The sequence below is a fragment of the Amycolatopsis sp. TNS106 genome (genome assembly GCF_019330265.1).
GTDB classification, from domain to species: domain Bacteria; phylum Actinomycetota; class Actinomycetes; order Mycobacteriales; family Pseudonocardiaceae; genus Amycolatopsis; species Amycolatopsis lurida.
On record NZ_CP024972.1, the window covers coordinates 8,178,103 to 8,201,329 of the forward strand.

Annotated in this window: 22 protein-coding genes; 11 read left to right on the forward strand and 11 right to left on the reverse strand. The window is 69.1% G+C overall.

The annotated features are described in order from the left end of the window. Positions 1 to 18 precede the first annotated feature (18 nt). Positions 19 to 777 (forward strand): acyltransferase, encoded by a 759-nt coding sequence (locus CVV72_RS37990; protein ID WP_007031648.1) that lies wholly within the window; start codon positions 19 to 21, stop codon positions 775 to 777. Positions 778 to 879: 102 nt separating this feature from the next. On the opposite strand, the gene CVV72_RS37995 is transcribed toward CVV72_RS37990, so the two are convergent. Both CVV72_RS37995 and ilvA read right to left on the reverse strand, forming a co-directional pair. Beyond that, positions 880 to 1,446, reverse strand: coding sequence for an NADAR family protein (locus tag CVV72_RS37995; RefSeq protein ID WP_198935777.1), 567 nt, complete (start codon positions 1,444 to 1,446; stop codon positions 880 to 882). Positions 1,447 to 1,501: 55 nt separating this feature from the next. Beyond that, a complete protein-coding gene (ilvA, locus tag CVV72_RS38000; protein ID WP_219149233.1) occupies positions 1,502 to 2,758 on the reverse strand; it encodes a threonine ammonia-lyase IlvA in 1,257 nt (418 codons plus the stop codon). 102 nt (positions 2,759 to 2,860) lie between these two features. Here ilvA and CVV72_RS38005 point away from each other — a divergent pair, with 102 nt between their 5' ends. After that, entirely contained in the window at positions 2,861 to 4,057 is a 1,197-nt protein-coding gene (locus CVV72_RS38005; RefSeq protein ID WP_219149235.1) for a serpin family protein, read from the forward strand. Here the strand turns inward: CVV72_RS38005 and CVV72_RS38010 are convergent. Together CVV72_RS38010 and CVV72_RS38015 are read right to left on the reverse strand one after the other, a co-directional pair. After that, on the reverse strand, positions 4,054 to 4,878 hold the full coding sequence (locus CVV72_RS38010; RefSeq protein ID WP_219149237.1) for an NAD(P)H-binding protein: 825 nt from the start codon (positions 4,876 to 4,878) through the stop codon (positions 4,054 to 4,056). The two genes, CVV72_RS38005 and CVV72_RS38010, sit on opposite strands and share 4 nt — an antisense overlap. Positions 4,879 to 4,956: 78 nt before the next feature. Then, positions 4,957 to 6,384 (reverse strand): short-chain fatty acyl-CoA regulator family protein, encoded by a 1,428-nt coding sequence (locus CVV72_RS38015; protein WP_034315786.1) that lies wholly within the window; start codon positions 6,382 to 6,384, stop codon positions 4,957 to 4,959. 228 nt (positions 6,385 to 6,612) lie between these two features. On the opposite strand from CVV72_RS38015, the gene aceA reads away from it, so the two are divergent. The 3 genes from aceA (at position 6,613) to CVV72_RS41820 (ending at position 10,188) form a co-directional block, all read left to right on the forward strand. Beyond that, on the forward strand, positions 6,613 to 7,899 hold the full coding sequence (gene aceA / locus CVV72_RS38020) for an isocitrate lyase (protein ID WP_016336576.1): 1,287 nt from the start codon (positions 6,613 to 6,615) through the stop codon (positions 7,897 to 7,899). A 100-nt stretch (positions 7,900 to 7,999) separates the two neighbouring features. Further along, positions 8,000 to 9,604 (forward strand): malate synthase A, encoded by a 1,605-nt coding sequence (gene aceB / locus CVV72_RS38025; protein WP_219149239.1) that lies wholly within the window; start codon positions 8,000 to 8,002, stop codon positions 9,602 to 9,604. Between the two features lie 452 nt (positions 9,605 to 10,056). Then, positions 10,057 to 10,188, forward strand: coding sequence for a hypothetical protein (locus tag CVV72_RS41820; protein WP_255431986.1), 132 nt, complete (start codon positions 10,057 to 10,059; stop codon positions 10,186 to 10,188). 189 nt (positions 10,189 to 10,377) lie between these two features. Here CVV72_RS41820 and CVV72_RS38030 read toward each other — a convergent pair whose 3' ends face one another. Further along, positions 10,378 to 11,631 (reverse strand): glycosyltransferase family 4 protein, encoded by a 1,254-nt coding sequence (locus tag CVV72_RS38030; RefSeq protein ID WP_219149241.1) that lies wholly within the window; start codon positions 11,629 to 11,631, stop codon positions 10,378 to 10,380. A gap of 108 nt (positions 11,632 to 11,739) precedes the next feature. On the opposite strand from CVV72_RS38030, the gene CVV72_RS38035 reads away from it, so the two are divergent. Further along, the gene (locus tag CVV72_RS38035) at positions 11,740 to 13,506 is read left to right on the forward strand and encodes a glycoside hydrolase family 2 protein (RefSeq protein WP_219149243.1); all 1,767 of its coding nucleotides are present in this window, start codon (positions 11,740 to 11,742) and stop codon (positions 13,504 to 13,506) included. On the opposite strand, the gene CVV72_RS38040 is transcribed toward CVV72_RS38035, so the two are convergent. The 5 genes from CVV72_RS38040 to CVV72_RS38060 form a co-directional block, all read right to left on the reverse strand. Then, on the reverse strand, positions 13,494 to 13,721 hold the full coding sequence (locus tag CVV72_RS38040; protein WP_219149245.1) for a hypothetical protein: 228 nt from the start codon (positions 13,719 to 13,721) through the stop codon (positions 13,494 to 13,496). The genes CVV72_RS38035 and CVV72_RS38040 overlap by 13 nt on opposite strands. Next, positions 13,721 to 14,782, reverse strand: a complete 1,062-nt coding sequence (locus CVV72_RS38045; protein WP_219149246.1) for a S1 family peptidase — start codon at positions 14,780 to 14,782, stop codon at positions 13,721 to 13,723. The genes CVV72_RS38040 and CVV72_RS38045 overlap by 1 nt, the downstream gene beginning before the upstream one ends. Before the next feature lie 281 nt (positions 14,783 to 15,063). Next, positions 15,064 to 15,549: a glutathione peroxidase gene (locus CVV72_RS38050; protein WP_219149248.1), complete on the reverse strand. Its 486-nt coding sequence runs from the start codon at positions 15,547 to 15,549 to the stop codon at positions 15,064 to 15,066. A gap of 14 nt (positions 15,550 to 15,563) precedes the next feature. Beyond that, the gene (locus tag CVV72_RS38055) at positions 15,564 to 17,075 is read right to left on the reverse strand and encodes a glycoside hydrolase family 57 protein (protein WP_219149250.1); all 1,512 of its coding nucleotides are present in this window, start codon (positions 17,073 to 17,075) and stop codon (positions 15,564 to 15,566) included. Further along, positions 17,072 to 17,845 carry a class I SAM-dependent methyltransferase gene (locus tag CVV72_RS38060; protein WP_219149251.1) on the reverse strand — a complete coding sequence of 258 codons (774 nt, stop codon included), beginning with the start codon at positions 17,843 to 17,845 and terminating at the stop codon, positions 17,072 to 17,074. Before CVV72_RS38060 ends, CVV72_RS38055 begins: the two co-directional genes overlap by 4 nt. Positions 17,846 to 17,973: 128 nt before the next feature. On the opposite strand from CVV72_RS38060, the gene CVV72_RS38065 reads away from it, so the two are divergent. Continuing rightward, positions 17,974 to 18,396 (forward strand): hypothetical protein, encoded by a 423-nt coding sequence (locus CVV72_RS38065; protein WP_219149253.1) that lies wholly within the window; start codon positions 17,974 to 17,976, stop codon positions 18,394 to 18,396. On the opposite strand, the gene CVV72_RS38070 is transcribed toward CVV72_RS38065, so the two are convergent. Continuing rightward, a complete protein-coding gene (locus CVV72_RS38070) occupies positions 18,377 to 19,228 on the reverse strand; it encodes a DegV family protein (protein ID WP_219149255.1) in 852 nt (283 codons plus the stop codon). The genes CVV72_RS38065 and CVV72_RS38070 overlap by 20 nt on opposite strands. A 243-nt stretch (positions 19,229 to 19,471) precedes the next feature. Here CVV72_RS38070 and CVV72_RS38075 point away from each other — a divergent pair, with 243 nt between their 5' ends. From CVV72_RS38075 to CVV72_RS38090, 4 genes are all read left to right on the forward strand, one after another. After that, a complete protein-coding gene (locus CVV72_RS38075) occupies positions 19,472 to 20,257 on the forward strand; it encodes an electron transfer flavoprotein subunit beta/FixA family protein (RefSeq protein ID WP_016336566.1) in 786 nt (261 codons plus the stop codon). 26 nt (positions 20,258 to 20,283) lie between these two features. Then, entirely contained in the window at positions 20,284 to 21,243 is a 960-nt protein-coding gene (locus CVV72_RS38080; protein ID WP_016336565.1) for an electron transfer flavoprotein subunit alpha/FixB family protein, read from the forward strand. Positions 21,244 to 21,419: 176 nt separating this feature from the next. Next, complete coding sequence (locus CVV72_RS38085) at positions 21,420 to 22,202, forward strand: GNAT family N-acetyltransferase (RefSeq protein ID WP_219149257.1); 783 nt, start codon at positions 21,420 to 21,422, stop codon at positions 22,200 to 22,202. Beyond that, positions 22,199 to 23,116: a 1-acyl-sn-glycerol-3-phosphate acyltransferase gene (locus CVV72_RS38090; protein WP_219149259.1), complete on the forward strand. Its 918-nt coding sequence runs from the start codon at positions 22,199 to 22,201 to the stop codon at positions 23,114 to 23,116. The genes CVV72_RS38085 and CVV72_RS38090 overlap by 4 nt, the downstream gene beginning before the upstream one ends. Positions 23,117 to 23,227 lie beyond the last annotated feature (111 nt).

Consider the following 23,227-nt stretch of genomic DNA (forward strand, 5'->3'; position numbering starts at 1 on the left):
CAGGTTACGGTCACCGGTATGACGTCCATGTGGGGTGCGCCCGCGCTGTCGCGGCTCCGCGCTTGGGGCCAGGCCCGTCGTGATCCGCGTCAGGCGAAGTTCCTGACCAAGGATTCGCTGCGCTGGGTGCTCCGAAACCGCGCGTACACGCCTTGGTACCTCGTCCGCTACTGGCGGCTGCTGAAGTTCCGGATCGCGAACCCGCACATCATCCTGCGGGGGATGGTGTTCCTCGGCAAGGACGTCGAGATCCACTGCCGCCCCGGCTACGGGCGGCTGGAGATCGGCCGCTGGGTGCACATCGGCGACGGCAACGCGATCCGCTGCCACGAGGGTTCCCTGCGCATCGGCGACAAGGCGGTGTTCGGGCGGCAGAACGTCCTCAACGGCTACCTCGACATCGAACTCGGCGCGGCCACGCTCGTCGCGGACTGGGTGTACATCTGCGACTTCGACCACGTCACCACCGACATCACCGTCCCGATCAAGGACCAGGGCATCGTGAAGTCTCCGGTGCGGATCGGGCCGGACACCTGGATCGGCACCAAGGTCTCCGTGCTCAAGGGCACCCGGGTCGGCCGCGGCTGCGTCCTCGGCGCGCACGCCGTGGTGCGGGGCGAGATCCCGGACTACTCGATCGCCGTCGGTTCACCCGCGCGTGTGGTGCGGAACCGGCAGGACGACTACGCCGCCGACGCCGCCCGCCGCGAAGCCGTCGCCGACATGGCACGCAAGGCGAACAAGGCACTGCAGAAAACCCTGGGCGTCGACTCGTAACTCACGTGATCGAAGACGTAACTCGCGTGATCAGAGGCGTAACTCGTGAGTTACGCCTCTGATCACGCGAGTGCGGTCCCTGATCACGCGAGTTACGCGGAGCTAGCCCCGCAGCTGCTCCCGGACCTCCATGAGCGCGAAGCCCAGGAGGTTCTGCCCGCGCCAGTAGTCGGGGCGGGTGGCGTTCTTGTCCTCGCGGGCGAGGCCGCTGCCCCAGACCAGGTCCATCCTGGAGGCCTCGACGATCACCTTGTCGCCCGTGGACAGCAGGAACTCGCGCTCTTCGGCGTGCTGGCGGAACTTCTCGAGGTTGCCGTCGATGACGATGTCGAAGCGGTGCCGCTCCCAGACCTCGGCGTCGAAACCGGTGACCTCGCGGCCGAGGATCTTGGCGGTCTTGGGGTCCGGCGCCTGACGGATGGCGGCCGCGGCCTCGTGATCGCCGAACAGTTCCGCCTTGCTCGCCATCATGTAGTGCTCGGCCGTCGGGTACCGCTCGCCGCCCGCGACGAACGGCGCCAGCCACCACTGGCTCAGGCAGGCCGCGTTGATCCGGCCGCTCTTGAGCGGGGTGTGGCCGTAGAAGAGCTGGTACTCGGGCTCCGCGCCGCTGTGGACCAGCTCGCGCAACGCATCGAGACTCCGGACTCCGTCGACCTTGCTCACCATGGCGACCAGTGGACCACAGGCCACCGACGACTTCCGCAGGGGCCCACCGCGGCGGTCAGACCAGGAAATGGAACAGCGGGCTCCCCGGTTCCACCCGTTCCACCTGCAGGGGGCTCGCCTCCAGCCGGTGCAGCAGGCCTTCCAGGTCACCGGGCCGCGCGAGTTCGACGCCGATCAGCGCCGGGCCGGTCTCGCGGCTGTTGCGCTTCACGTACTCGAACCGCGTGATGTCGTCGTCCGGCCCGAGGACCTCGTCGAGGAACCGCCGCAGCGCGCCGGGCTCCTGCGGGAAACCCACCAGGAAGTAGTGCTTCAGTCCTTCGTGGATCAGCGACCGTTCGAGCACTTCGCCGTAGCGGCTGACGTCGTTGTTGCCGCCGGAGACGACGCACACCACGATCTGCCCGGGGTCGATCTTCACCGTCGTGCCCAGCGCGGCGGTCGCGAGCGCGCCCGCGGGTTCGGCGATCACGCCGTCGGACTGGTACATCGCGAGCATTTCCGTGCAGATCGCGCCCTCGGCGACGTCGGTGAGCTCGACCCCGCCGTCGCGGACCAGCGGATACGTCACGGCTCCGGCCTGCGCGACCGCCGCGCCGTCCACGAAGGTGTCGACGCTTTCGAGCCGCACCGGCTCACCGGCCGCCAGCGCGGCCGCCATGCAGGTCGCGCCCGCCGGTTCGACGCCGACGATCCGCATCTCCGGCGCCCGTTCCGCGGCCCACGCGGCGATCCCCGCGAGCAGCCCGCCACCGCCGACCGGCACCACCATGACGTCCGGGATGAACCCGAGCTGCGCGACGACCTCCATTGCGACCGTGCCCTGACCGGCGACCGTTTCCGGCGCGTCGAACGCGGGGACCAGCGTCGCGCCGGTCGTCTCCGCGTCGTGCTTCGCGGCGGAGAAGGCGTCTTCGTAGGTCTCCCCGACGACGATGACTTCGATATGCGAGCCGCCCAGCGTCGCGATCCGCTCGCGCTTCTGGCGGGGAGTCGTGCCGGGAACGTAGACGCGGCCGTTCGCGCCGAGCCGGCGGCACGCGTACGCGACGCCCTGCGCGTGATTGCCCGCGCTCGCGCAGACGACGCCGCGCTCACGGTGCTCCGCGTCGAGCTGGACGATGTAGTTGTACGCGCCGCGGATCTTGTACGAGCGCACGGTCTGCAGGTCTTCGCGTTTGAGCCAGACCCGGGCGTCGACCCGCGCCGAGAGCCGCTCGTTCGGTTCGAGCGGCGTGCGGGTCACCACCCCGGCCAATCGCTTGGCGGCCTCTTCGACCGTTCGGGCGCTCACCGTTTCGATCCCTTGCACGAATGCTGAATGTACTGACCGGCCCCGGCCACGACGGAGAGACGTCCGCTTTCCGCCCGGCCCCGGTGCAACCGAACCGGACCCGAAGACCGTCTCCCGGTCATGACGGTCTTCACTCGGTCCCTCGCGCTCGGCCTCGTCGTGCTGCTCACGGCCTGCGGAGCGGAACCTGTCCGCGAAGAACCACCAGTGCCGCTGCCCGTCACCCGGCAGGTGGCGTCCGAGATGGCCGCGGCGGTCACCGCTGCCGACGCCTTCGGGCTCGACCTGCTCACCGCGCCGGCGTTGGCGAGCGAAAAGAACCTGGTGCTGTCACCGGCGAGTGTCTCCACGGCGCTGCAGATGGTCGGCGCGGGCGCGATGGGCGACACCGCCGCGCAGATCCGGAAGGTGCTGCGTCTTCCCGGAGACGGACCTCTCGCCCCGCCGGTCACCGGCCACGAAGACCTGAAGGTGTCGAACACGGCCTGGATCCAGCGGGGCCTCGGGATCAAGTCCGGATACCGGGACGCGTTGCGTGACCGGTTCGGTGCGGCGACGGGGGACGAGGACTTCGTCACCGATCCCGGCGGCGCCCGCGAACGGATCAACCGGACGGTGGCGGACCAGACCGAGGGGAGGATCGAAGACCTGTTTCCGGAGAAGTCGATCACCGGCGACACCCGGCTGGTCCTCGCCAACGCGCTGTACCTGAAGGTGCCGTGGGCGCGGGAGTTCCCCCGCGACCGCACGGCGGACGCGCCGTTCACCCGGGCCGACGGGCCGGCGGTGACCGTCCCGATGATGCGCACTGCCCCGGAGGTCCAGCTGGGTTACGCCGAAGGGCCGGGGTACCAGGCGGTCACGCTGCCCTACCGCGGCGGACGGCTGGCGTTCACCGTGATCGTGCCCGCCGCGATCGACGCCCTCCGCGGCAAGGGGATCGCCGCGCTGCTCGGCGAGATCCGGCCCGCCACCGTGGAACTGGCCATGCCCCGGTTCACCGTCAGGTCCGCGCTGGACCTGACGGGGCCGCTCAAGGAGGCGGGCATGCCCGCGGCGTTCGGACCCGCGGCCGACTTCAGCGGTATCACCGACGAAGCCCGGCTACGGATCGCTTCGGTGCAGCACAAGACCTTCGTCCAGGTCGACGAGGAGGGCACCGAGGCCGCGGCGGCCACGGGGGTCGACGCCCGCGCCGTATCCGCCGAGGTGCCGCGCATCGTGACCGCCGACCGCCCGTTCCTCTTCGTCATCACCGACACGGCCACCGGGGCGCCGCTGTTCCTCGGCCGGGTCGGCGACCCGGCCGCCAGCTAGCGGAACGCGGCCAGATGCGTCCGCGCCCAGGTCGCGAACGGCCGCGGCTCCCGGCCGGTGAGGTCCTGGACGGCACCCGTGACCACCGAGTCGTCGAACTCGCCCTCGGCGAAGAAGCGGAAGAAGGCGTCAACGTACTTCTCCGGCATCTCCGCGCTCATCGTCACGCGGGCCTCGGCGTCCGAAAGCGGTTCCAGCCGTAGCTCCCTTCCGAGCAGTTCACTCAGGACACGCAGCCGGTCGGCGGGCCGGAGCGAACCCGGGCCGGTGATGGCATACGCGAGCCCTTCGTGTCCCGGCGTGGTCAGTGATTCCGCGGCGACGGCGGCGATGTCGTACGGGTCGATCGTCGCCACCGGGACGTTCGCGAACGGCTCTCGGACGACATCCCCGGCGCGAAGCTGCGGGATCCATTGCAGCGAATTCGACATGAACCCGCTCGGGCGCAGGAAGGTCCACGCCAGCTTCGAAGCGCGCACCGCCGCCTCGGCCGCCATGTGCATCCCCGCGACGGCGTTGTCCGCGTGCCCGCCGACGACCGAACGGGACGACAGCAGCGTGACCTGCTCGACGCCCGCGTCCCGCATCACCGCGAGCGCGCCCGGCATGTTCTCGTAGCCGCCGAGCAGGAAGACCGCCCGGACACCGGCCAACGCGGGCTTCAGGCTCGCCGGCTCGTTGAGATCTCCCGTCACTCCTTCGACGCCGTCCGGCAACGGCCGCGGCGTGCGGACCAGCGCTCGGACGGGGTGCCCGCCACGCGCCAGGATCGCGGTCAGTTCCGAGCCGACGTTGCCGCCTGCCCCGGTCACCAAGATCATTCTGTTCTCCCCAGTGCGGTGGCCGCCGTCACAGGCCGCGGCCGTCGACGGTCACCCTGCCAGGGAGATCAGGACGGCTCAAGGTGACTTGGGCACCGCCGGGTACGGGACGAAGGTGCTGGTGTTCTCGTCGACGGTCAGCTGTTTGCCGATCGTCGGGAACGCGCGCTGCGAGCAGGCCGGGCGTTCGCAGACTTTGCAACCCATGCCGATCGGGGTGGCCGCGGCGCGATCGTCGAGGTCGAGCCCGGTCGAGTAGATGAGCCGTTTCGCGTGCCGCAGTTCACAGCCGAGGCCGACGGTGAACGTCTTGCCGGGGCTGCCGTAGCCGCCGATGTTGCGGGACACCGTCCGCGCGACCCAGAAGTAGCTCTTGCCGTCGGGCAGGGTCGCGATCTGGGTGAGGATCTTGCCCGGCTGGGCGAACGCCTCGTAGATGTTCCACAGTGGACACGCGCCGCCGACGCGTGAGAAGTGGAAACCCGCCGCGGACTGCCGTTTCGACATGTTGCCTGCCCGGTCGACCCGCACGAACGAGAACGGCACGCCGCGGTTCTTCGGGCGCTGCAACGTCGAGAGCCGGTGGCAGACCGTCTCGAAGCCGACGCCGAAGTGGTCGCAGAGCCGCTCGATGTCGTAGCGGAAGCGTTCCGCGCTCGCCAGGAACGGTCCATAGGGGAGGATCAGCGCGCCCGCGAAGTAGTTCGCGAGCCCCACGCGGGCCAGCGAACGCGCGGCGGGCCCGGAGAACGCCCACGAGTCGGCGAGTTCGGTGATCAGGTCGTCGTATTCGAGCAGTGCGATCTGCGAGGCCATCCGGAACGCCTGCTGCCCGACGCGCAGGCTCGGCGCCAGCCGCAGCACTCGCGGCCCCGGTTCGTACCGGTGCTGTTCGCCGTTGGTCTCGTCGATGCCTTCGTTCGTGACGTCGACGCCGTAGCGCTGGATCAGGGTCTCCTTCAGCGCCGCGAGCACCTGGCCACGCTGCAGGGGGATGTCGTGCGCCATCCGTTCGGCGCGTTCGTCCAGCTCGGCGACGTAGTTCTCTCGCTCGTAGAAGAAGTCGCGGACCTCTTCGTGCGGCAACGAGCCCGCCGCGCTGCCGTGCATGCCCAGCCCGTTTTCCGTGGTCAGCGCGGCGGTGTTCTCCACGGCGTTGCGATAGCTGCGGTGCAGTTTGACCAGGGCCTGGGCGATCGTCGGCAGGTTCGTGGCGAGGTCGTTGAGCTCGCTGTTCGTGACGTCCACGCCGAGGACCTCGTCGAGCAGCGCCTCCTTCACGTCCGCGACGAGGCGGGCGGTGTCGTTGTTCGCGAAGAACTCGGTGTCCACACCGAACGCCTGCGTGATGCGAAGGAGCACCGGGACGGTCAGCGGACGCGAGTTGTGCTCGATCTGATTGAGGTAACTGGGTGAGATCTCCAGCACACGAGCGAGGTCGGCCTGGCTCATCGACCGGCTTTCGCGCAGATGCCGCAGCTTCGCTCCGGCGAAGGTTTTGTCCACTGAGGCCTCTCTGTCCGCAAGGTTTCCGGGCCTGAACGATTCAGTGAACGGTCAAGCCCGTGGATTTTGCCTCTGCTTGCGAATCTGCGATTCGCAACCTTTGCAAGATGCTACGGAAGCTTCGCAGAAATTGGCAAATTGGAGGCCTGGATCGGATTTCCCCTGTCATGTCAGGGTCGGATCAGGAAAGGCGATCACTCGCAAACTTCGCAACACCGGGAGAAACCGATGACTCAGCACGCGCAGCAGCTGGAGCAGGCGGCCGCCGAACTGGCCAAGCAGTGGGAGACCGACCCCCGCTGGGCGGGCGTGAAGCGTTCGTACTCCGCGGCTGACGTGGTCAAGCTGCGCGGCAGCGTGGTCGAGGAGCACACGCTCGCTCGCCGCGGCGCCGAGAAGCTGTGGGACCTCCTGCACACCGAAGACTACGTCCACTCGCTGGGCGCCCTGACCGGTAACCAGGCCGTGCAGCAGGTGCGCGCCGGCCTCAAGGCCATCTACCTGTCGGGCTGGCAGGTCGCCGCCGACGCCAACCTCTCCGGCCAGACCTACCCGGACCAGAGCCTCTACCCGGCCAACTCGGTGCCCGCCGTCGTCCGCCGCATCAACAACGCGCTGGGCCGCGCGGACCAGATCAACTGGGCCGAGGGCAACACCGACATCGACTGGTACGCCCCGATCGTCGCCGACGCCGAGGCCGGTTTCGGTGGCCCGCTCAACGCCTTCGAGCTGATGAAGGGCATGATCGCCGCCGGTGCCGCGGGTGTGCACTGGGAGGACCAGCTCGCGTCCGAGAAGAAGTGTGGTCACCTCGGTGGCAAGGTGCTGATCCCTACCAAGCAGCACGAGCGCACGCTGAACGCCGCCCGCCTCGCCGCGGACGTGCTGAACGTGCCGTCCCTGATCGTCGCCCGCACCGACGCGCAGGCCGCCACGCTGATCACCAGCGACGTCGACGAGCGTGACCGCAAGTACGTCACCGGCGAGCGCACCGCCGAGGGCTTCTACAACGTCACCAACGGCATCGACCCCTGCATCGACCGTGGTCTCGCCTATGCCGAGTACGCCGACCTGCTGTGGATGGAGACCTCCAAGCCGGACCTCGAGGTCGCCCGCCAGTTCGCCGAGGCGATCAAGGCCAAGTACCCGGACCAGATGCTGGCCTACAACTGCTCGCCGTCGTTCAACTGGAAGAAGCACCTGGACGACGCGACGATCGCGAAGTTCCAGCGCGAGCTCGGCCACATGGGCTACAAGTTCCAGTTCATCACCCTGGCCGGCTTCCACGCCCTGAACTACTCGATGTTCGACCTGGCGCACGGTTACGCCCGCGAGGGCATGACCGCCTACGTCGACCTGCAGGAGCGCGAGTTCGCTTCGGAGGACCGCGGTTACACCGCCACGAAGCACCAGCGCGAGGTCGGCACCGGCTGGTTCGACAACGTCGCGACCGCGCTGAACCCGGAGAGCTCGACCACCGCGCTCGCCGGCTCCACCGAGGCCGAGCAGTTCTGATCCCTCGCAAGTAGGTGACGGGTGGTGGTCTTCCGGCCCCCGGGAGACCGCCACCTCCCTTCCCCTTCCATCCCTCGCGAAGCCCCAGCGGAGGCACACCATGGTTGAGAAGCTGAACTACCGGATCGACGTCTGCGGACCCGCCGGTGACCGGTTCGACGAGATCCTCACCCCGGCCGCACTGGACTTCGTGGCCAAGCTCGACAACGCCTTCGCCGGCCGTCGCCGCGAACTGCTCGACGCCCGGCGCCTGCGCCGCGAGAAGCTCCAGTCCGGTGAGGAGCCGCTGGGCTTCCTGCCCGAGACGCGGGCCGTCCGCGACGACAGCAGCTGGTCGGTCGCCCCGGCCGCGCCCGGTCTCGAAGACCGCCGCGTCGAGATCACCGGCCCGACCGACCGCAAGATGACGGTCAACGCGCTGAACTCCGGCGCGAAGGTCTGGCTCGCCGACTTCGAGGACGCGACCTCGCCGACCTGGCACAACGTCATCGACGGCCAGATCAACCTGTTCGACGCGATCCGCCGCAACATCGACTTCACCACCGAAGCGGGCAAGCGCTACACCATCGGTGACGAACCCGCGACGATCGTCGCCCGCCCCCGCGGCTGGCACCTGGTGGAGAAGCACATCCGCATCGACGGCCGCCCGGTCTCGGCGAGCCTGGTCGACTTCGGTCTCTACTTCTTCCACAACGCGCGCCAGCTGCTGGCCCGCGGCAGCGGCCCGTACTTCTACCTGCCGAAGCTCGAGAACCACCTCGAAGCGCGGCTGTGGAACGACGTCTTCCTGCTGGCGCAACGGGAACTCGGCATCCCGCGCGGCTCCGTCCGGGCCACCGTGCTGATCGAGACGATCACCGCCGCGTTCGAAATGGAGGAGATCCTCTACGAACTGCGCGAACACGTCTCCGGGCTGAACGCCGGCCGCTGGGACTACATCTTCAGCGTCATCAAGAACTTCTCGTCGCACGGCGCGGACTTCGTGCTCCCGGACCGCGCGCAGGTGACGATGACCGTCCCGTTCATGCGGGCCTACACCGAACTGCTGGTGCGCACCTGCCACAAGCGCGGGGCGCACGCCATCGGCGGTATGGCGGCGTTCATCCCGAGCAAGGACCCGGAGATCAACGCGACCGCGCTCGAAAAGGTCCGCCAGGACAAGGAACGCGAGGCGAATGACGGTTTCGACGGTTCGTGGGTCGCGCACCCCGGCCTCGTCCCGGTCTGCCGCGAGGTGTTCGACGGCGTGCTCGGTGGCTGGCCCAACCAGCTCGGCAAGCTCCGTGAGGACGTCGTCGTCACCGCCGAGGACCTGCTCGACGTCGCCAGCGCGGGCGGCGAGGTCACCGAAGCCGGTGTCCGCGCCAACATCAACGTCGCGCTGCGCTACATCGACGCCTGGCTGCGCGGCACGGGCGCGGCGGCGATCCACAACCTGATGGAGGACGCCGCCACCGCCGAGATCGCCCGCTGCCAGGTGTGGCAGTGGATCCGCAACGGCACGAAGCTCGAAGACGGCACCGCGCTCACCCGCGAGCTGACCGTGTCCTATTTGGACGAAGAGCTGGCGTCGGTGCGGGCCGAACTGGGCGAGGGCAACCGGCTCGGCGACGCCTACGAGATCTTCACCGAGACCGCGCTGGGCGAGAAGCTGCCGAGCTTCCTCACCACCGGCGCGTACGCGCGATACCTGACCGCGCGGTGACGCAGGCTCCGGCCGCCTCTACCTGACGCGGGGCGGCCGGGTTCCACACCGGTTTGGGACGGTGTGGCCCAACGGGTCCGGTGGCGGCGGCTCCCCGCCACCGGACCCGCTTCACGCGCGCGCCCCTCCGGTAGCGCTGTCGGGCGTGCGCCTCGCCGCGGAGACCCCGTCCTCACCACACCACCGTGGACGGGGTCTCCGCGGCTTCGTCATGCCGTAACTCGCGTGATCGGAGCCGTGACTCGCGTGCTTGAAGGCGTAACACGATGATCCGGTTCCCATCACGTGAGTTACGCCCTCAAGCACGCGAGTCACGCTCACGGGACCGGACGAATCGGTCACGGATCGCGATTAGGTAGGGGTACCTAGTGAAGCCCCCGTTGTTTCGGCGGCGGGTCGCGCGGATGCTCGGCGCCGGGTGGGAATTCCGCCCGTTTCCCCGAGGAGCAACCATGAAGAAGCAGTTGAGGACCCTCTTGGCCGCGACCTTCGCCGTCCTCGCCGTCGCCCTCGCCGCCCCCGCGGTGTCCGCTTCGGCCGGGGTCTCGGCGCAGCCGGACTGTGTCCGGCCCTGCCACTTCTGATCTTCGTCACCTAGAGCAGCTCCGGGGGTCGCGCCCCTCGCGACCCGCGACGCTCGTGGAGGGGGATCCGGGTCCCCCGACGTCCCGGATCCCCCTCCGCCCCACTGCCCGCGTGCGCATGTCGCGAAAGCCACTTTCGGGACATCAGACGTCGCGAAAGTGGCTTTCGCGACACGAAAGCGCGAGTGATCAGGGCTCGAAGGCGTTCCCGGTCGCGATCTTCGGCCGCCCCAGTTCCAGCGGCTCCCCGACGCGAGCCCGCCGGTAGACCGCGACGGTCGCTTCGGCGATCCGGCCCCAGTCGAAGTCCGCGGCCAGGCGCGACTGCGCGGTCAGCGCGCGGCGGGCGGCGGCGACCTCGTCGTCCAGGACCGCCTCGACGGCGTCCCCGAGGGCTTCGACGTCGCCGGGGCTGAACGCCAGACCGGTCTCGCCGTCGACGACGACCTCGCCGAGCCCGCCCGCGGTCGAAGCCACCAGCGGCGCCTTCGCGGCGGCCGCCTCCAGCGCGACGATCCCGAACGGTTCGTACCGGCTGGGCAGCACGACGGCGTCGGCCGCGGCCAGGACGGCGCGCAGTTCGCGGTCGGACAGGTGCCCGACGAAGTCCACCGCGCGGCGGACGCGCAGCTTGCGGGCCTGGTCGACCAGTTCCTCCAGATGCCGTCCCTTGCCGGCGACGACCAGCCGCGTCCCCGGTTTGGCGCGGCGGATCCGGGGGAGCGCGGCGAGCAGGTCCTGCACGCCCTTCTCCCATTCCAGCCGTCCGAAGTAGAGCAGCAAGGGCGCGCCGGAGGGGCTGTAGACCTCGCGCGCGTGCGCGACCTCCTCCGCGGGCACCTGCCAGGTGCGTTCCTCGATGCCGTTGTGGATCACGGTGACCGCGTCGCCGTCGACCTCGAACAGATGCGCCACCTCGCGGCGCATGGCCTGCGAACAGGTGATCAGCGCGTCCGAGCGGTTCGCGAGCCACCATTCGACCGAGTGAACCTGCTGGTTCAGCGGATGCGAGAGCCAGCCGGAATGCCGTCCGGCCTCGGTGGCGTGGATCGTGCCGACCAGCGGCACCCTCGCGGCCTCGGCGATCGCGATCGCGGGATGGGTGACCAGCCAGTCGTGCGCGTGCACCACGTCCGGCTGCCAGGTGCGCAGCAGGTCGGTGGCGGCGCGGACCATCGCGTGTCCCATGGCCAGCGTCCACGCGACGAGGTCCCGTTCGAAGGTCACGTGCATCGGGTCTTCGGCGACCCGGATGATCCGGACGCCCTCGACCACGCGATCGGTCCTCGGGTGGGTCTCGGCGTCGGTGCCCGCCGTGTGACGGCACAGGACGACCACGTCGTGCCCCTGCCGGGCGAGGTGCCGGGCCAGGGCGTGGACGTGCCGTGCGAGTCCGCCGACGACCACGGGTGGGTACTCCCACGACAACATCAGCACGCGCATGGGTGGAGGTTACTCGTGAGTCGGTCGTCACCGGGACCGGGCGATCACCCCTGCCGGTGAACCCGGGCGAGGGCGACAGGAGCGGCGATCTTTGCCACCATCGGGTTGATGACCTCCTCGGTGAACGCGGCCGGACCGGCCTTCGAAACCGTCGAACCGGTGCTCTCGACGCCGTGGTCCGCGCAGGTCGGACCCGGCGACGCGCTGCCGGAGTACCCGCGTCCGCGGCTGGTCCGCGAACGCTGGCTGAACCTCAACGGCGTCTGGGAGTACGCGGGCAGCGGCTCGCCCGGCCGGAACGGGTACGGCGAGCGGATCCTGGTGCCGTTCCCGCCGGAGTCGGCGCTCTCCGGTATCGGACGGCGGGACGAAATCCTCTGGTACCGCAAGGTTTTCGAGGTCCCGTCCGGTTGGGACGGTCAGCGCGTGCTGCTCCACTTCGGCGCCGTCGACCAGACCGCGACGGTGTGGGTCAACAACCAGGAGGTGGCCGTCCACGAGGGCGGGTACACGGCCTTCAGCGCGGACATCACCGACGTGCTGCGGCCGTCGGGATCGCAGGAACTGACGGTCCGCGCGACGGACCGCACCGACGCTTCGACCCACCCCGTCGGCAAGCAGCGGAACGACCCGAAAGGGATCTTCTACACCGCCGCGTCGGGTGTCTGGCAGACCGTCTGGCTGGAGCCGGTGCCGTCCGGGCACGTCCGTGATCTCCAGGTGACGCCGGATCTCGAAGGAGTGACGGTTGTGCCCAAGGTCACAGGCGGCGCCCGCGTGGAGCTGATCGTGAGCGAGCCCGATGGCCCGGAAGTGGCACGCGTCGCGGAGGACGTGGGACGCCGCTTGCGCGCGGACGTCCCCTCGCCGCGCCTCTGGACGCCCGGCGATCCGTATCTCTACGACCTCCAGGTCCGCTTGCTCGACGAGAGCGGCAACCCGCTCGACGTCGTCGAGTCCTACACCGGGCTCCGCACGATCGGGACGGTCGCCGACGCCCAGGGCAGGCCGCGGATCGCGCTCAACGGCCGGATCACCTTCCTCCACGGCCCGCTCGACCAGGGGTACTGGCCGGACGGGATCCACACCGCCCCCGCCGACGAGGCGTTGCGGTTCGACCTGGAGAAGACCAAGGAACTCGGCTTCAACTTCGTCCGCAAACACGTCAAGGTCGAGCCGGAGCGCTGGTATCACTGGGCGGATCGGCTGGGCCTGCTCGTCTGGCAGGACATGCCGTCGCTCACCGTCTCCTTCGACGGCCCGCCCGGGACGGCGCCCGATCCGGTGCCGGAGGCGAAGGCGCGGTTCGAAGCGGAACTGATCGAGATGATCGGGCAGTTGCGCGGCGTGACCTCGATCGTCGGCTGGGTGCCGTTCAACGAGGGCTGGGGCGAATTCGACACCGCGCGGATCGCGAAGCTGGTGAGGGATCTCGATCCGACCAGGCTCGTCATCGCGAACAGCGGGGTGAACTGCTGCTTCTCGCGGCCGGACGCCGGCGCGGGCGACGTCTACGACGACCACACCTACGTCGGGCCTGGCAAGCCCTCGGTGAAGGACCACAGGGTGATCGTCGACGGCGAGTACGGCGGCCTCGGCCTGGTCGTCGACGGGCACCGCTGGCCGGGAGAGCCACAGGCCTACGAGATGACGCCGACCTCGGCGCAGCTGACGAAGCGCTACGCCGAGGTCAGCGAGCACCTCGAGAAGATCATCGCCGGGACCGGCCTTTCCGGCGCGATCTACACCCAGACCACCGACGTCGAGAACGAGGTCAACGGCCTGCTCACCTACGACCGGCGGGTGGTGAAGGCCGACGCGGCGACCGCCGCGGCCCGCAATCGCGCGGTCATCGAGGCGGGTCAGTCCGGCTGAGTCTCCACCGGACCGCCCGAGTCCCGGACCCGGACGGGCACCCCGAGCAGCTGAGAAGGCAGCTGCCCGGGGTCGTGACCGGGCTTCAGCCACACGTCGATCGTGGGTGCCCCCTCGGCCTCGCCCTGCCCGATGCCGACCACCCCGGGGACGTCGTCGAGCCACCGGGACGCCGCCACGAGGGCGGCGTCGACATCCGATACGTCTTCGGCCACTACGGGTGCACCTTGATCCCGAGCGACGCTTCGACCAGCGCGATCCGGTTGATCACGGTGACCACCGGCGAACCGGCGAACAGCAGGCCGACGGCGTTCTCGCTCAGGTCGGCCACGAGGCTGCCCGAGTCGCCACCGGCCGACATGTCGGTGGTCAGCAGCTGCTGCGCGAACCGGGCCACCCTGCCGCCGCCGTAGTTCACGTCGACGGTGGCGTTGATGTTCGTGATCCGCCCGGTCGTCCAGTTCGTGGTCCGGCCGGTCTTCTGCACGAGCGTGCCGACCGCGGGGGCCACGTTGGTGCCCTTGAGCTCGCCGACCCAGAAGATCCGCCGGTCGAGGTCGTGGAACTGGCCTTCGGCGATCGCGGCGTCGACGAAGTTCAACGGCACCGGCTGCCCCGGCTGGATGAACTTGATCGGCACGAACCGGCTCAGCCTGGCGATGACGTCGGTGGGGACGACGCCGCCGTCGAACGGGCCGGGTTGCAGGATCGGGTCGCCGATGGCGGCGGCGTTGGAGTTCGCCAGCACGTGGTTGTTGCTCAAGATGTAGTACCTGGGCGGTTTGCCGGGCAGCGCCGTCGTGTCGTAGACCGCGGTGCCGTAGGTGCCGGCGGTGATCTTGAAGTGGCCGACGCTCAGCCCGCCGAACGCCGGGCGGAACCGCTTGGCCAGGGTGAACGGGCCGACCTGCTCACGGGCGAGTTCGTCGGGCCGGGCGAGGGTCGGAGCCGAGGGCTCGTCGAGCATCGTGGCGGCGCCGTTCACCTTCGGCGCGGCGACGCTGCGGCCCGCCTGGAGCACCCCGACCTCCTGGACGTCGGTGGGCACACCCGCCAGCGTCGCGGGGACGAGATCGTCGTCGCGCAGCATCTCGTGCGGCATCTTCGTGTCGACCAGGACGGTGATCGCCTTCTCGCCGGTGTCCCTCCCGCCGGACCATTTGGTGCCGAGCGCGACGCCCACCACGTTCTGTCGGTTCAGCAACGCCTCCTCCTCGGCCGCCTGCACGCTCGCGAGGGAGAGGAAATCGTCCGGGATCATATTGTTTTCGATCATGTCGGCCACACTTTTCTTGTTGTCGGCTTTGACGAAGTGCGGGACTCCCGACGAAAGAGTGTTCCCCTGTCGCCCGGGTGGCGCCATAGTGCAATCGGGTATGGTGCTTCACCTGGGAATGTCAGTATTTCCCTTGCGTGGCAAAGGTTTGTGATCGAGCAACCGGCCATCGCGCGAGTGGCCGGGATATTCGGGGACTTTGGTCACCGGATAGCCGGAAAAGGAAACGGGCGGGTTTCCGGATCGCTCCGGAAACCCGCCCGTCTCGGAAAAGGCGCGGATCAGCCGATCGTGGCGTCGATCGCCTTGGTGATCACTTCGTCTTCGGGTTCGGTGCGCGGGCGGAACCGTCCCACCACTTCACCGGACGGGGCGACGAGGAACTTCTCGAAATTCCACTGCACGTCACCGGCGGCGCCGTCCGCGTCGGCGGCCTTGGTCAGTTCGGCGTAGAGCGGGTGCCGGGTTTCGCCGTTCACGTCCAGCTTTTCGAACAGCGGGAACGAAACGCCGTACGTCGTCGAGCAGAAGGTCTGGATCTCCTCGGCGGTGCCCGGCTCTTGTCCGGCGAACTGGTTGCACGGGAACCCGACGACGGAGAAACCCTTGTCCGCGTACCGTTCCTGCAGCTTCTCCAGTCCGGTGTACTGCGGGGTCAGCCCGCATTTCGACGCCACGTTCACCACCAGCAGCGTCTTGCCTTCGAGCGCGCCGAGCGTCGTGTCCTCGCCCGCGAGCGTCTTCAGCGGGATGTCGTGGATGCCCATGGTTGCCCCTTTCGTCATTTCCTCAGCAGGTCACGCGCGTCGACATGGCCGAAGGGCCCGTCGTCGTGCCGGAACGCGGCCGCGGTCTCCCGTGCGCGGTCGAGCGCTCCCTCCCGGAGCAGTCCGGCGAGCGTGTCGAACCGTTCGGTGTGCACCTTCGCCCGCCGCCGCGCGTAGTCGGCGGCGGAATCCTTGGTGACCATGAACGCCCAGTCGCTCGACAGCGCCAGCATCGCCTCGGCGACGGCCTGATCGCGGACGGCGTCGCGGGTCGTCGTGTCCATCCCGGTGACCAGGTCGAGCATCCGGTGCTGCAGCGCGGTGTTGTCCCGCACCATGTCGGCGACCTGCTCGCCGTCCCAGACCCGCCAGTCCTTGCCCGAGCCCCACGACGACGCCGGGAGGTCGACCTTCCCGCCGAGGTGGCCCGCTTCGAGCGCGCCCTTGAGCGTGGTGACACGGACGCCTGCCTCGGGCAGGGCGCGCAGGACACCTTCGAGCCAGGCCGGGCCTTCGTGCCACCAGTGCCCGAACAGTTCCGTGTCGTACGCGGCGACGACGAGCGATTCGCGGCCGTGCTCGGCCTTGAGCGAGCGCAGGCGGGCGACGACGGTGTCGACGAAGTCCTGGACGTGGCCGCCGAGGGTGGCCGTCGCCATGGCCGGGTCGTACGGCGCCTTGTCCGGCGGCTCGACGGTCTTGCCGGTCACCCGCGACGGTTTGAGGCCGACCTCGTGCGCCCAGGTGTGGAAGTCCCGATAAGCCGCGTGGCCGGGGTAGCCGGCCTTCGGTGACCAGACGCGGTACGTGACTTCGAGGTCGCGGCCGAAGCAGACGACGTCGGAATCGCCGACGGTCCGCGCCGCCGAAGTGTCGCCGTGCAGGGAGGGTCCGTCGACCATGAACCGCTGGACACCCGCGGCGGCGTAGCCGGCTTCCATTCCGGGCGCGTAACCGCATTCGGGTGCCCAAATGCCTTCGGGGCGCCGTCCGATCCGCAGCGCGGTGTCGGCCAGCCCGCCGCGCAGCATGAAGTCCCGGACCCCCGGATCGAGCAGCGGCTGGAACGGATGTGCCAGCGGGCCACCCAGCAGTTCGATCGTCCCGTTGTCCACAAAGGACCGCAGAATCGGCGAGAAACCGTGACGCCAGCGCGTTTCGAGTTCTTCCGATGCCTTGAGCGCCGTCCGGTACTCGCTCGCCGCGAGGTCGCGCAGCAGCGGGTCGCCGCGCCAGAGCGTGGACGCGTGCCAGGAGCGCAGCTGCCAGTGGCCGAGCCACTCGTGGAAGGCGTCGATGCAGTACGGGTCGTCGAGCTGGGCGGCGAGGATCGGCGTCATGCCGAGGGTGAGGACGTCTTCGCGGCCCTCGTCGGCGAAGCGGCGCAGGAGGTCGACCATCGGCAGATAGGAATGCGCCCACGCCTGGTAGAGCCATTCTTCGCCGACCGGCCAGGACCCGTGGTGCGGCAGCCACGGCAGATGGCTGTGCACGACGAGGCAGAACGTGCCCTCGTATTCACTCATCGCCGCACCGCCACGGCCACGAGGTCGAGGCTGGCGTCGAGGTCCTCACCATGGATGGCGAAATCCGCGGCCTGGATGCCTTCGACGTCGGCGAGCAGTTCCGCCGGCCAGGTCGCCTGCCCGGGCAGCTGTCCCATGACGACGTCGAGCTGCGCGTCGATGATCGAGCCGCCGTACTTGGCGTCGAGCTTCGCGACGCCCTCGCCGTGGTGGAGGCCGTGCAGCGTCTCGACCTCGAAACCCGCTTCGCGCAGCAGTTCGTCCAATTCGGACGGTGCGAGTTCCCTGGTGTGGAACGGGTTGAGCGGGGTGTCGCTGTCCGGGGTGAAGGTCAGCCGGTTGGGCGTGGTGACGATCAGCCGCCCGCCGGGGGAGAGCACGCGGCGGCACTCGGTGAGAAAGGCGCCCTGGTCCCAGAGGTGCTCGATCACCTGGAAGTTGGCGACGACGTCGACCGAGGCGTCGCGCAGCGGCAGGAACACCAGGTTCGCCCTGGCCACGCCGATGCCGGGGTAGCGGCGGGCGACGTGCTCGGTGGTGGGGACGTCGTAGTCGAGCGCGAGCACCCGCTCGGCGACCTTGGCGATGAGCCCGGCGCCGTAGCCCTCGCCGCACCCGGCCTCCAGGACGGTCTTGCCTTCGCACAGGGACAGGAGCTTTTGATACGCGGCCTCGTGGCGCCGGAACCAGTAATTCTCCTCGGCGATGCCCGGCACGGTGCGTTCACCGGTGAGGTGCAGCGCTTCGGCCCTGGTGGCTGGGGTGGTCACGCCGCGACCCTACCGGCCGGTCACTTCGGCCCTCCCGCAACTAGTCATCTACTTGCGTTGTTCGGCACTCGCAAGTAGATGACGAATTGCGGGTGTCACGTTTCGCGGCGCTGCGCAGTCCAGGAGGTATGCAAAGGACATTCACCCGCGTACTGCTCGTCGTCTTCGGTCTCATCGAACTGCCCGTCGGGCTGTGGCCGCTGATCAGCCCGGAGGGCTTCTACCGGGACTTCCCGGGATTCCGCACCGGCTGGGTGGCGATGGACGGCCCCTTCAACGAACACCTGATCCAGGACTTCGGCGGCCTCAACCTGGCGCTTTCCGCGATCCTGATCGGCGCCGCCGTGATCGGGACGACCGCCGTGGCCAGGCTCGCGGCGCTCGCCACCTTCTGTTTCGGACTGCCGCACTTCCTCTACCACCTGGGCCACGTCTCGCATTTCGAGCCGGTGGACCAGGTGCTGATCGTCGCGACGACGGCGCTGGGCGCGGTGCTCCCGATCGTGCTGGCGCTGATTCCGTCGAAGCGAGCTACACCGGCGACACCGTGATGCCGATGGCGCCGGGGCCGAGGTGGGCGCCGAGGATCATGCTTGCGTCCACCAGGGTGCTGTCGACCATATGCGGCAGCCGCGCCCGCAGCCGCCCGCCGATCTCGAGATCGCGTTCGTCCGGGCCGAACCGGGTGATGGCGACCTCCACGTCCTGATCGCCCGCGCACTCCACCGCGAGGTCGACGAGCTTGTTGAGCGCCCGCCGCTGACCCGGGACGCGGGTCAGCGGGGCGACCTCGCCGTTCTTCACCGTCAGCAGGGGTTTGATCGAGAACGCCGAGCCGAGGAAAGCCTGCGCGGCACCGATCCGGCCGCCTCGGCGCAGGAACTCCAACGTGTCGACGTAGAGGATCTCCCGGCTGCCGCGGAACCGGCGTTCGGCGGCGTCGATCACCCGGGTGGCCTGCCCGCCGGCGGCGGCGACCTTGGCCGCCGAGGTCGCCGCGAAGCCGAGGCTCATGCCGGTGGTCCCGCTGTCGAGGACGTGGACGGGGACGTTCACCTGCTGGGCGGCTTCGCGGGCGGCGTTCACCGTCTCCGACATGCGGCCCGAGATGTGGATGCTGACGATCGCGGAGGCGCCCTTGCTCGCGGCGTCCTGGAACGCCCAGAAGAACGCGGCGACCTCGGGCGGCGCCGTCTTCACCGGGGTTCCGGCCCGCAGATGGCCGATGATGTCCTCGCGGTCGTAGCGGTTCTCTTCGTCGAAGTGCTCTCCGACCTGCAGTTGGACCTGAACGACGCCGATTCCCCAGCGTTCGGCGACCGGGGCGGGAAGGCAGGCGGTCGAGTCCGTGATCACGGCGACGGGGCCGGGCATGGAACGCATGGTCGGGCAGGCTATCGCCTCACCTCCGCCGCGAGTACCCCGGAATACGGCCGTTCGGGTTAGTCGGCCGGTAACACTCACTTCCGGGTGAATTACCTGGACGATGGTCCCACTAAAACGTGCATCCAGGTGAATGAGGTCACCTCGGCGGGCCGCGGCACTGAAATGGCCCTAATCTACCGGCCAGTAGAGCTGTTGCCCCGTGGCCGACGCCGGCCACCAACGGGAGGTCGAAGTAGACCCATGACGAACATCGTTGTCCTGGTCAAGCAGGTACCGGACACCTACTCGGAGCGGAAGCTCTCCGGTGCCGACAACACTCTTGACCGCGAATCCGCCGACGCCGTGCTCGACGAGATCAACGAGAAGGCCGTCGAAGAAGCCCTGAAGATCAAGGAAGCGGGCGAGGGCGAGGTCACCGTCGTCTCGGTGGGTCCCGACCGCGCGACCGACGCGATCCGCAAGGCGCTGTCCATGGGCGCCGACAAGGCCATCCACGTTTCCGACGAGGCCCTTCACGGCTCCGACGCGATCGCCACCGCCAAGGTGCTGGCCGCCGCGATCTCCAAGGTCGAAGGCTTCGACCTGGTCATCACCGGTAACGAGGCCTCCGACGGCCGCGGTGGCGCCGTGCCGGCGATCATCGCCGAGCTGCTCGGCCTGCCGCAGCTGACCCACGTGAACGAGCTGACCGTCGACGGCACCTCGATCAAGGCCGACCGCTACACCGAGGACGGCGTCACGCACCTCGAGGCGAACCTGCCCGCGGTGGTGAGCGTCGGCGAGAAGATCAACGAGCCGCGCTACCCCTCCTTCAAGGGCATCATGGCCGCGAAGAAGAAGCCGGTCGAGACGCTGACCGTCGCGGACCTGGGCGTCGACGCCGGCGAGGTCGGCCTCGGCAACGCCTGGTCGTCCGTGCTCGAAGCCTCCCCGAAGCCGCCGCGCACCGCCGGTGAGCGCGTCGAGGACGAGGGTGACGGCGGCAGCAAGGTGGCCGCCTACCTGGTCGCGCAGAAGCTCATCTGAGACAGGTTTCGAGGAGGAATAGGGAAATGGCTGAAGTACTCGTCCTCGTCGACCACGTCGACGGTGAAGTCAAGAAGGTCACGCTCGAGCTGCTGACCGCCGCTCGTGAACTGGGTGAGCCGTCGGCGGTCGTCGTCGGCCCGACCGGCACCGCCGCCAAGGCGAAGGAAGCCCTCGCCGCGCACGGCGCCGCCAAGGTGTACGTCGCCGAGGGCGACAATGCCACCGGCTTCCTGGTCACCCCGAAGGTGGACGTCCTCGCCGCGCTCGCGGAGCGGACCTCCCCGGCCGCCGTGCTCGTCGCGGCCAGCGCCGAGGGTAAGGAGGTGTCCGCCCGTGTCGCGGTCCGCCTCGGCTCCGGTCTGCTGTACGACGCCGTCGGCGTGAACGGCGACGGCTCCGTGGACCAGTCCATCTTCGGTGGCGCGTTCTCCGTGAAGTCCAAGTCCACCAAGGGTGTCCCGGTCATCTCGGTCCGCCCGGGCGCGGTCGAGGCGGCCCCGGCCGAGGGTGCCGCCGCCGAAGAGACCGTCGAGGTCCCCGCGGGCGACCCGGCGAAGTCCGCCAGGATCACCGGTGTCGAGCCGATCGTCGGCGGCGACCGGCCGGAGCTGACCGAGGCCTCGGTCGTCGTCTCCGGTGGCCGCGGTGTCGGCTCGGCCGACAAGTTCGACGTCGTCGAGGCGCTCGCCGACTCGCTCGGTGCCGCCGTCGGTGCTTCCCGCGCCGCCGTCGACTCGGGCTACTACCCGGCGCAGTTCCAGGTCGGCCAGACCGGTAAGACGGTCTCGCCGCAGCTGTACATCGCGCTCGGCATCTCCGGCGCGATCCAGCACCGCGCGGGTATGCAGACCTCGAAGACCATCATCGCGGTCAACAAGGACGCCGAGGCGCCGATCTTCGAGATCGCCGACTTCGGTGTGGTGGGCGACCTGTTCAACGTCGCGCCGCAGCTGACCGAAGAGGTCCAGAAGCGCAAGGGCTGAGTCCTTCGTTCGCAGAGGGGCCGTCCGGGATTTCTTTCCTGGGCGGTCCCTTTTCTGTGATCCGAAAGTGATCTTCCAGCCTGAGAGAACCCTGAGAACCCGCAATTAACTGAACGTGCACTATTCGGCCATCGGGCGCATTGTCGTTGGTACCCCCTGAGGGGTAGACCTGGGTCATGACGACGTCACAGCTCCTCGTCAGTACTGACCAGGCAGGTGTCGAACTCCCGGCCGATGCGCCGCGTTACTCCCTTCTCGTGGCGAACGGGAACGAAGAAGTCGTTGCCGCGCAACGTCTTCGGTATCAGGTGTTCGCCGAGGAAATGGGGGCGACACTCAATTCGCTCGAATCCGGCCTCGACGTCGACTACTTCGACGAGTTCTGCGACCACCTCGTGGTGCGGGACGACAACACCGGCGAGATCGTGGGCACGTACCGGATGCTGCCGCCCGATCGGGCCGCGCTGGCGGGAAAGCTGTACTCCGACAGCGAATTCGATCTCACCGCGCTCGATTCGCTGCGTCCTTCGCTGGTCGAGACGGGGCGTTCGTGCGTGCATCCCGACCACCGCAGCGGTGCCGTGGTGAGCCTCGTCTGGGCGGGGATCGGGCGCTACATGCTGCTGGCCGGGCACCGGTATCTCGCGGGCTGCGCCTCCGTGCCGCTGACCGACGGCGGGGCTTACGCGGCCGGCGTCTGGGACGTCCTGCGCGCCAAGCACTACGCGGATGAATCCCTTCGGGTGACGCCGCTGAACCCGTGGCGGACCGAGGGTGTCGAGAGGCCCGCCCGCGCGATCCTTCCGCCGCTCATCAAGGGCTACACCCGCCTGGGTGCGAAAATCTACGGCCCGCCCGCGCTCGACGCGGATTTCGGTGTCGCGGACTTCTTCGTCCTGCTGGATCTGCACAACGTCGACGAGCGGTACCTCAAGTTCTTCCTGGGAGTGCAGGGATGACTCACGCCTGGATGCCGAAGTCGCCGTGCGGCGACGGCTGCCTGAGCGAAGGGGCGCCGACGGTGGCGTTCCCGCGGCGCGTCCTGCGGTTCACCGCGGCGATCGGCGTCATTTTCGGCGCTTTCCTGTCGGCACCGCTGGTGCTCGTGCTGCGCGGCATGCCCCGGGAACGGTTGGTGCGCCTGCTTTTCGTGGGGATCCTGAAATCCTTCGGGGTGAAGCTGCGCGTGCTCGGCGACGAGCGTTTCCGCGCCGTGCCGGGCCGTGGCGCGCTCGTGGTGAACAACCACATCTCGTGGCTGGACATCATCGCGGTCAACGCCGTCCAGCCGATGCGGGCGCTCGCCAAGAAGGAGGTCGGCGCCTGGCCGGTGCTCGGCCTGCTGGTGCGCCGTGGCGGCAGCATCTTCCTCGACCGGGAGAACCTGCGGAGCCTGCCCGCGACGATGGACGAGCTCGCCGACGCGATGCGCGGCGGATCACTCGTGAGCGTGACGCCGGAAGGCACCACCTGGTGCGGTCTCGGCTCGGGACGGTTCCGCCCGGCGACCTTCCAGGCCGCGATCGACGGTGGCGTCCCGGTGCGGCCGCTCGCGTTGCGCTTCCGGCTCGCCGACGGGCGGGAGACGACCCAGCCGGCGTTCATCGGTCCGGAGTCGCTCATCGCCTCGCTGCGGCGGGTCGCGGCGCTGCGCGGTCTGGTGCTGGAGGTGCACGTGTGCCCGGAGATCGCGCCGGGCCGCGCTTCGGACCGGCGGGAGCTGGCCGCACTGGCGGAATCCGCGGTGCAGGCGGCGCTCGGCCGGGTGCAGATCCCGGTGCAGCGGCGGCGCCGGGTCGTGGCTCCCGCTCGTGTGGTGGCTCCGGCTCCGGCGGTTTCGGTGCCCTCCGCTCCCGAGGCGGTCTCTCAGTAGCGCGGCTTGGGTCGAGGGGGTCGTGAGTGGTAAGTGTCGTTCTAACGACACTTACCACTCACGACCACCTCAGCCGAGGCCGTTCCTAGCGGCCACCGGTTGACAAGCGCC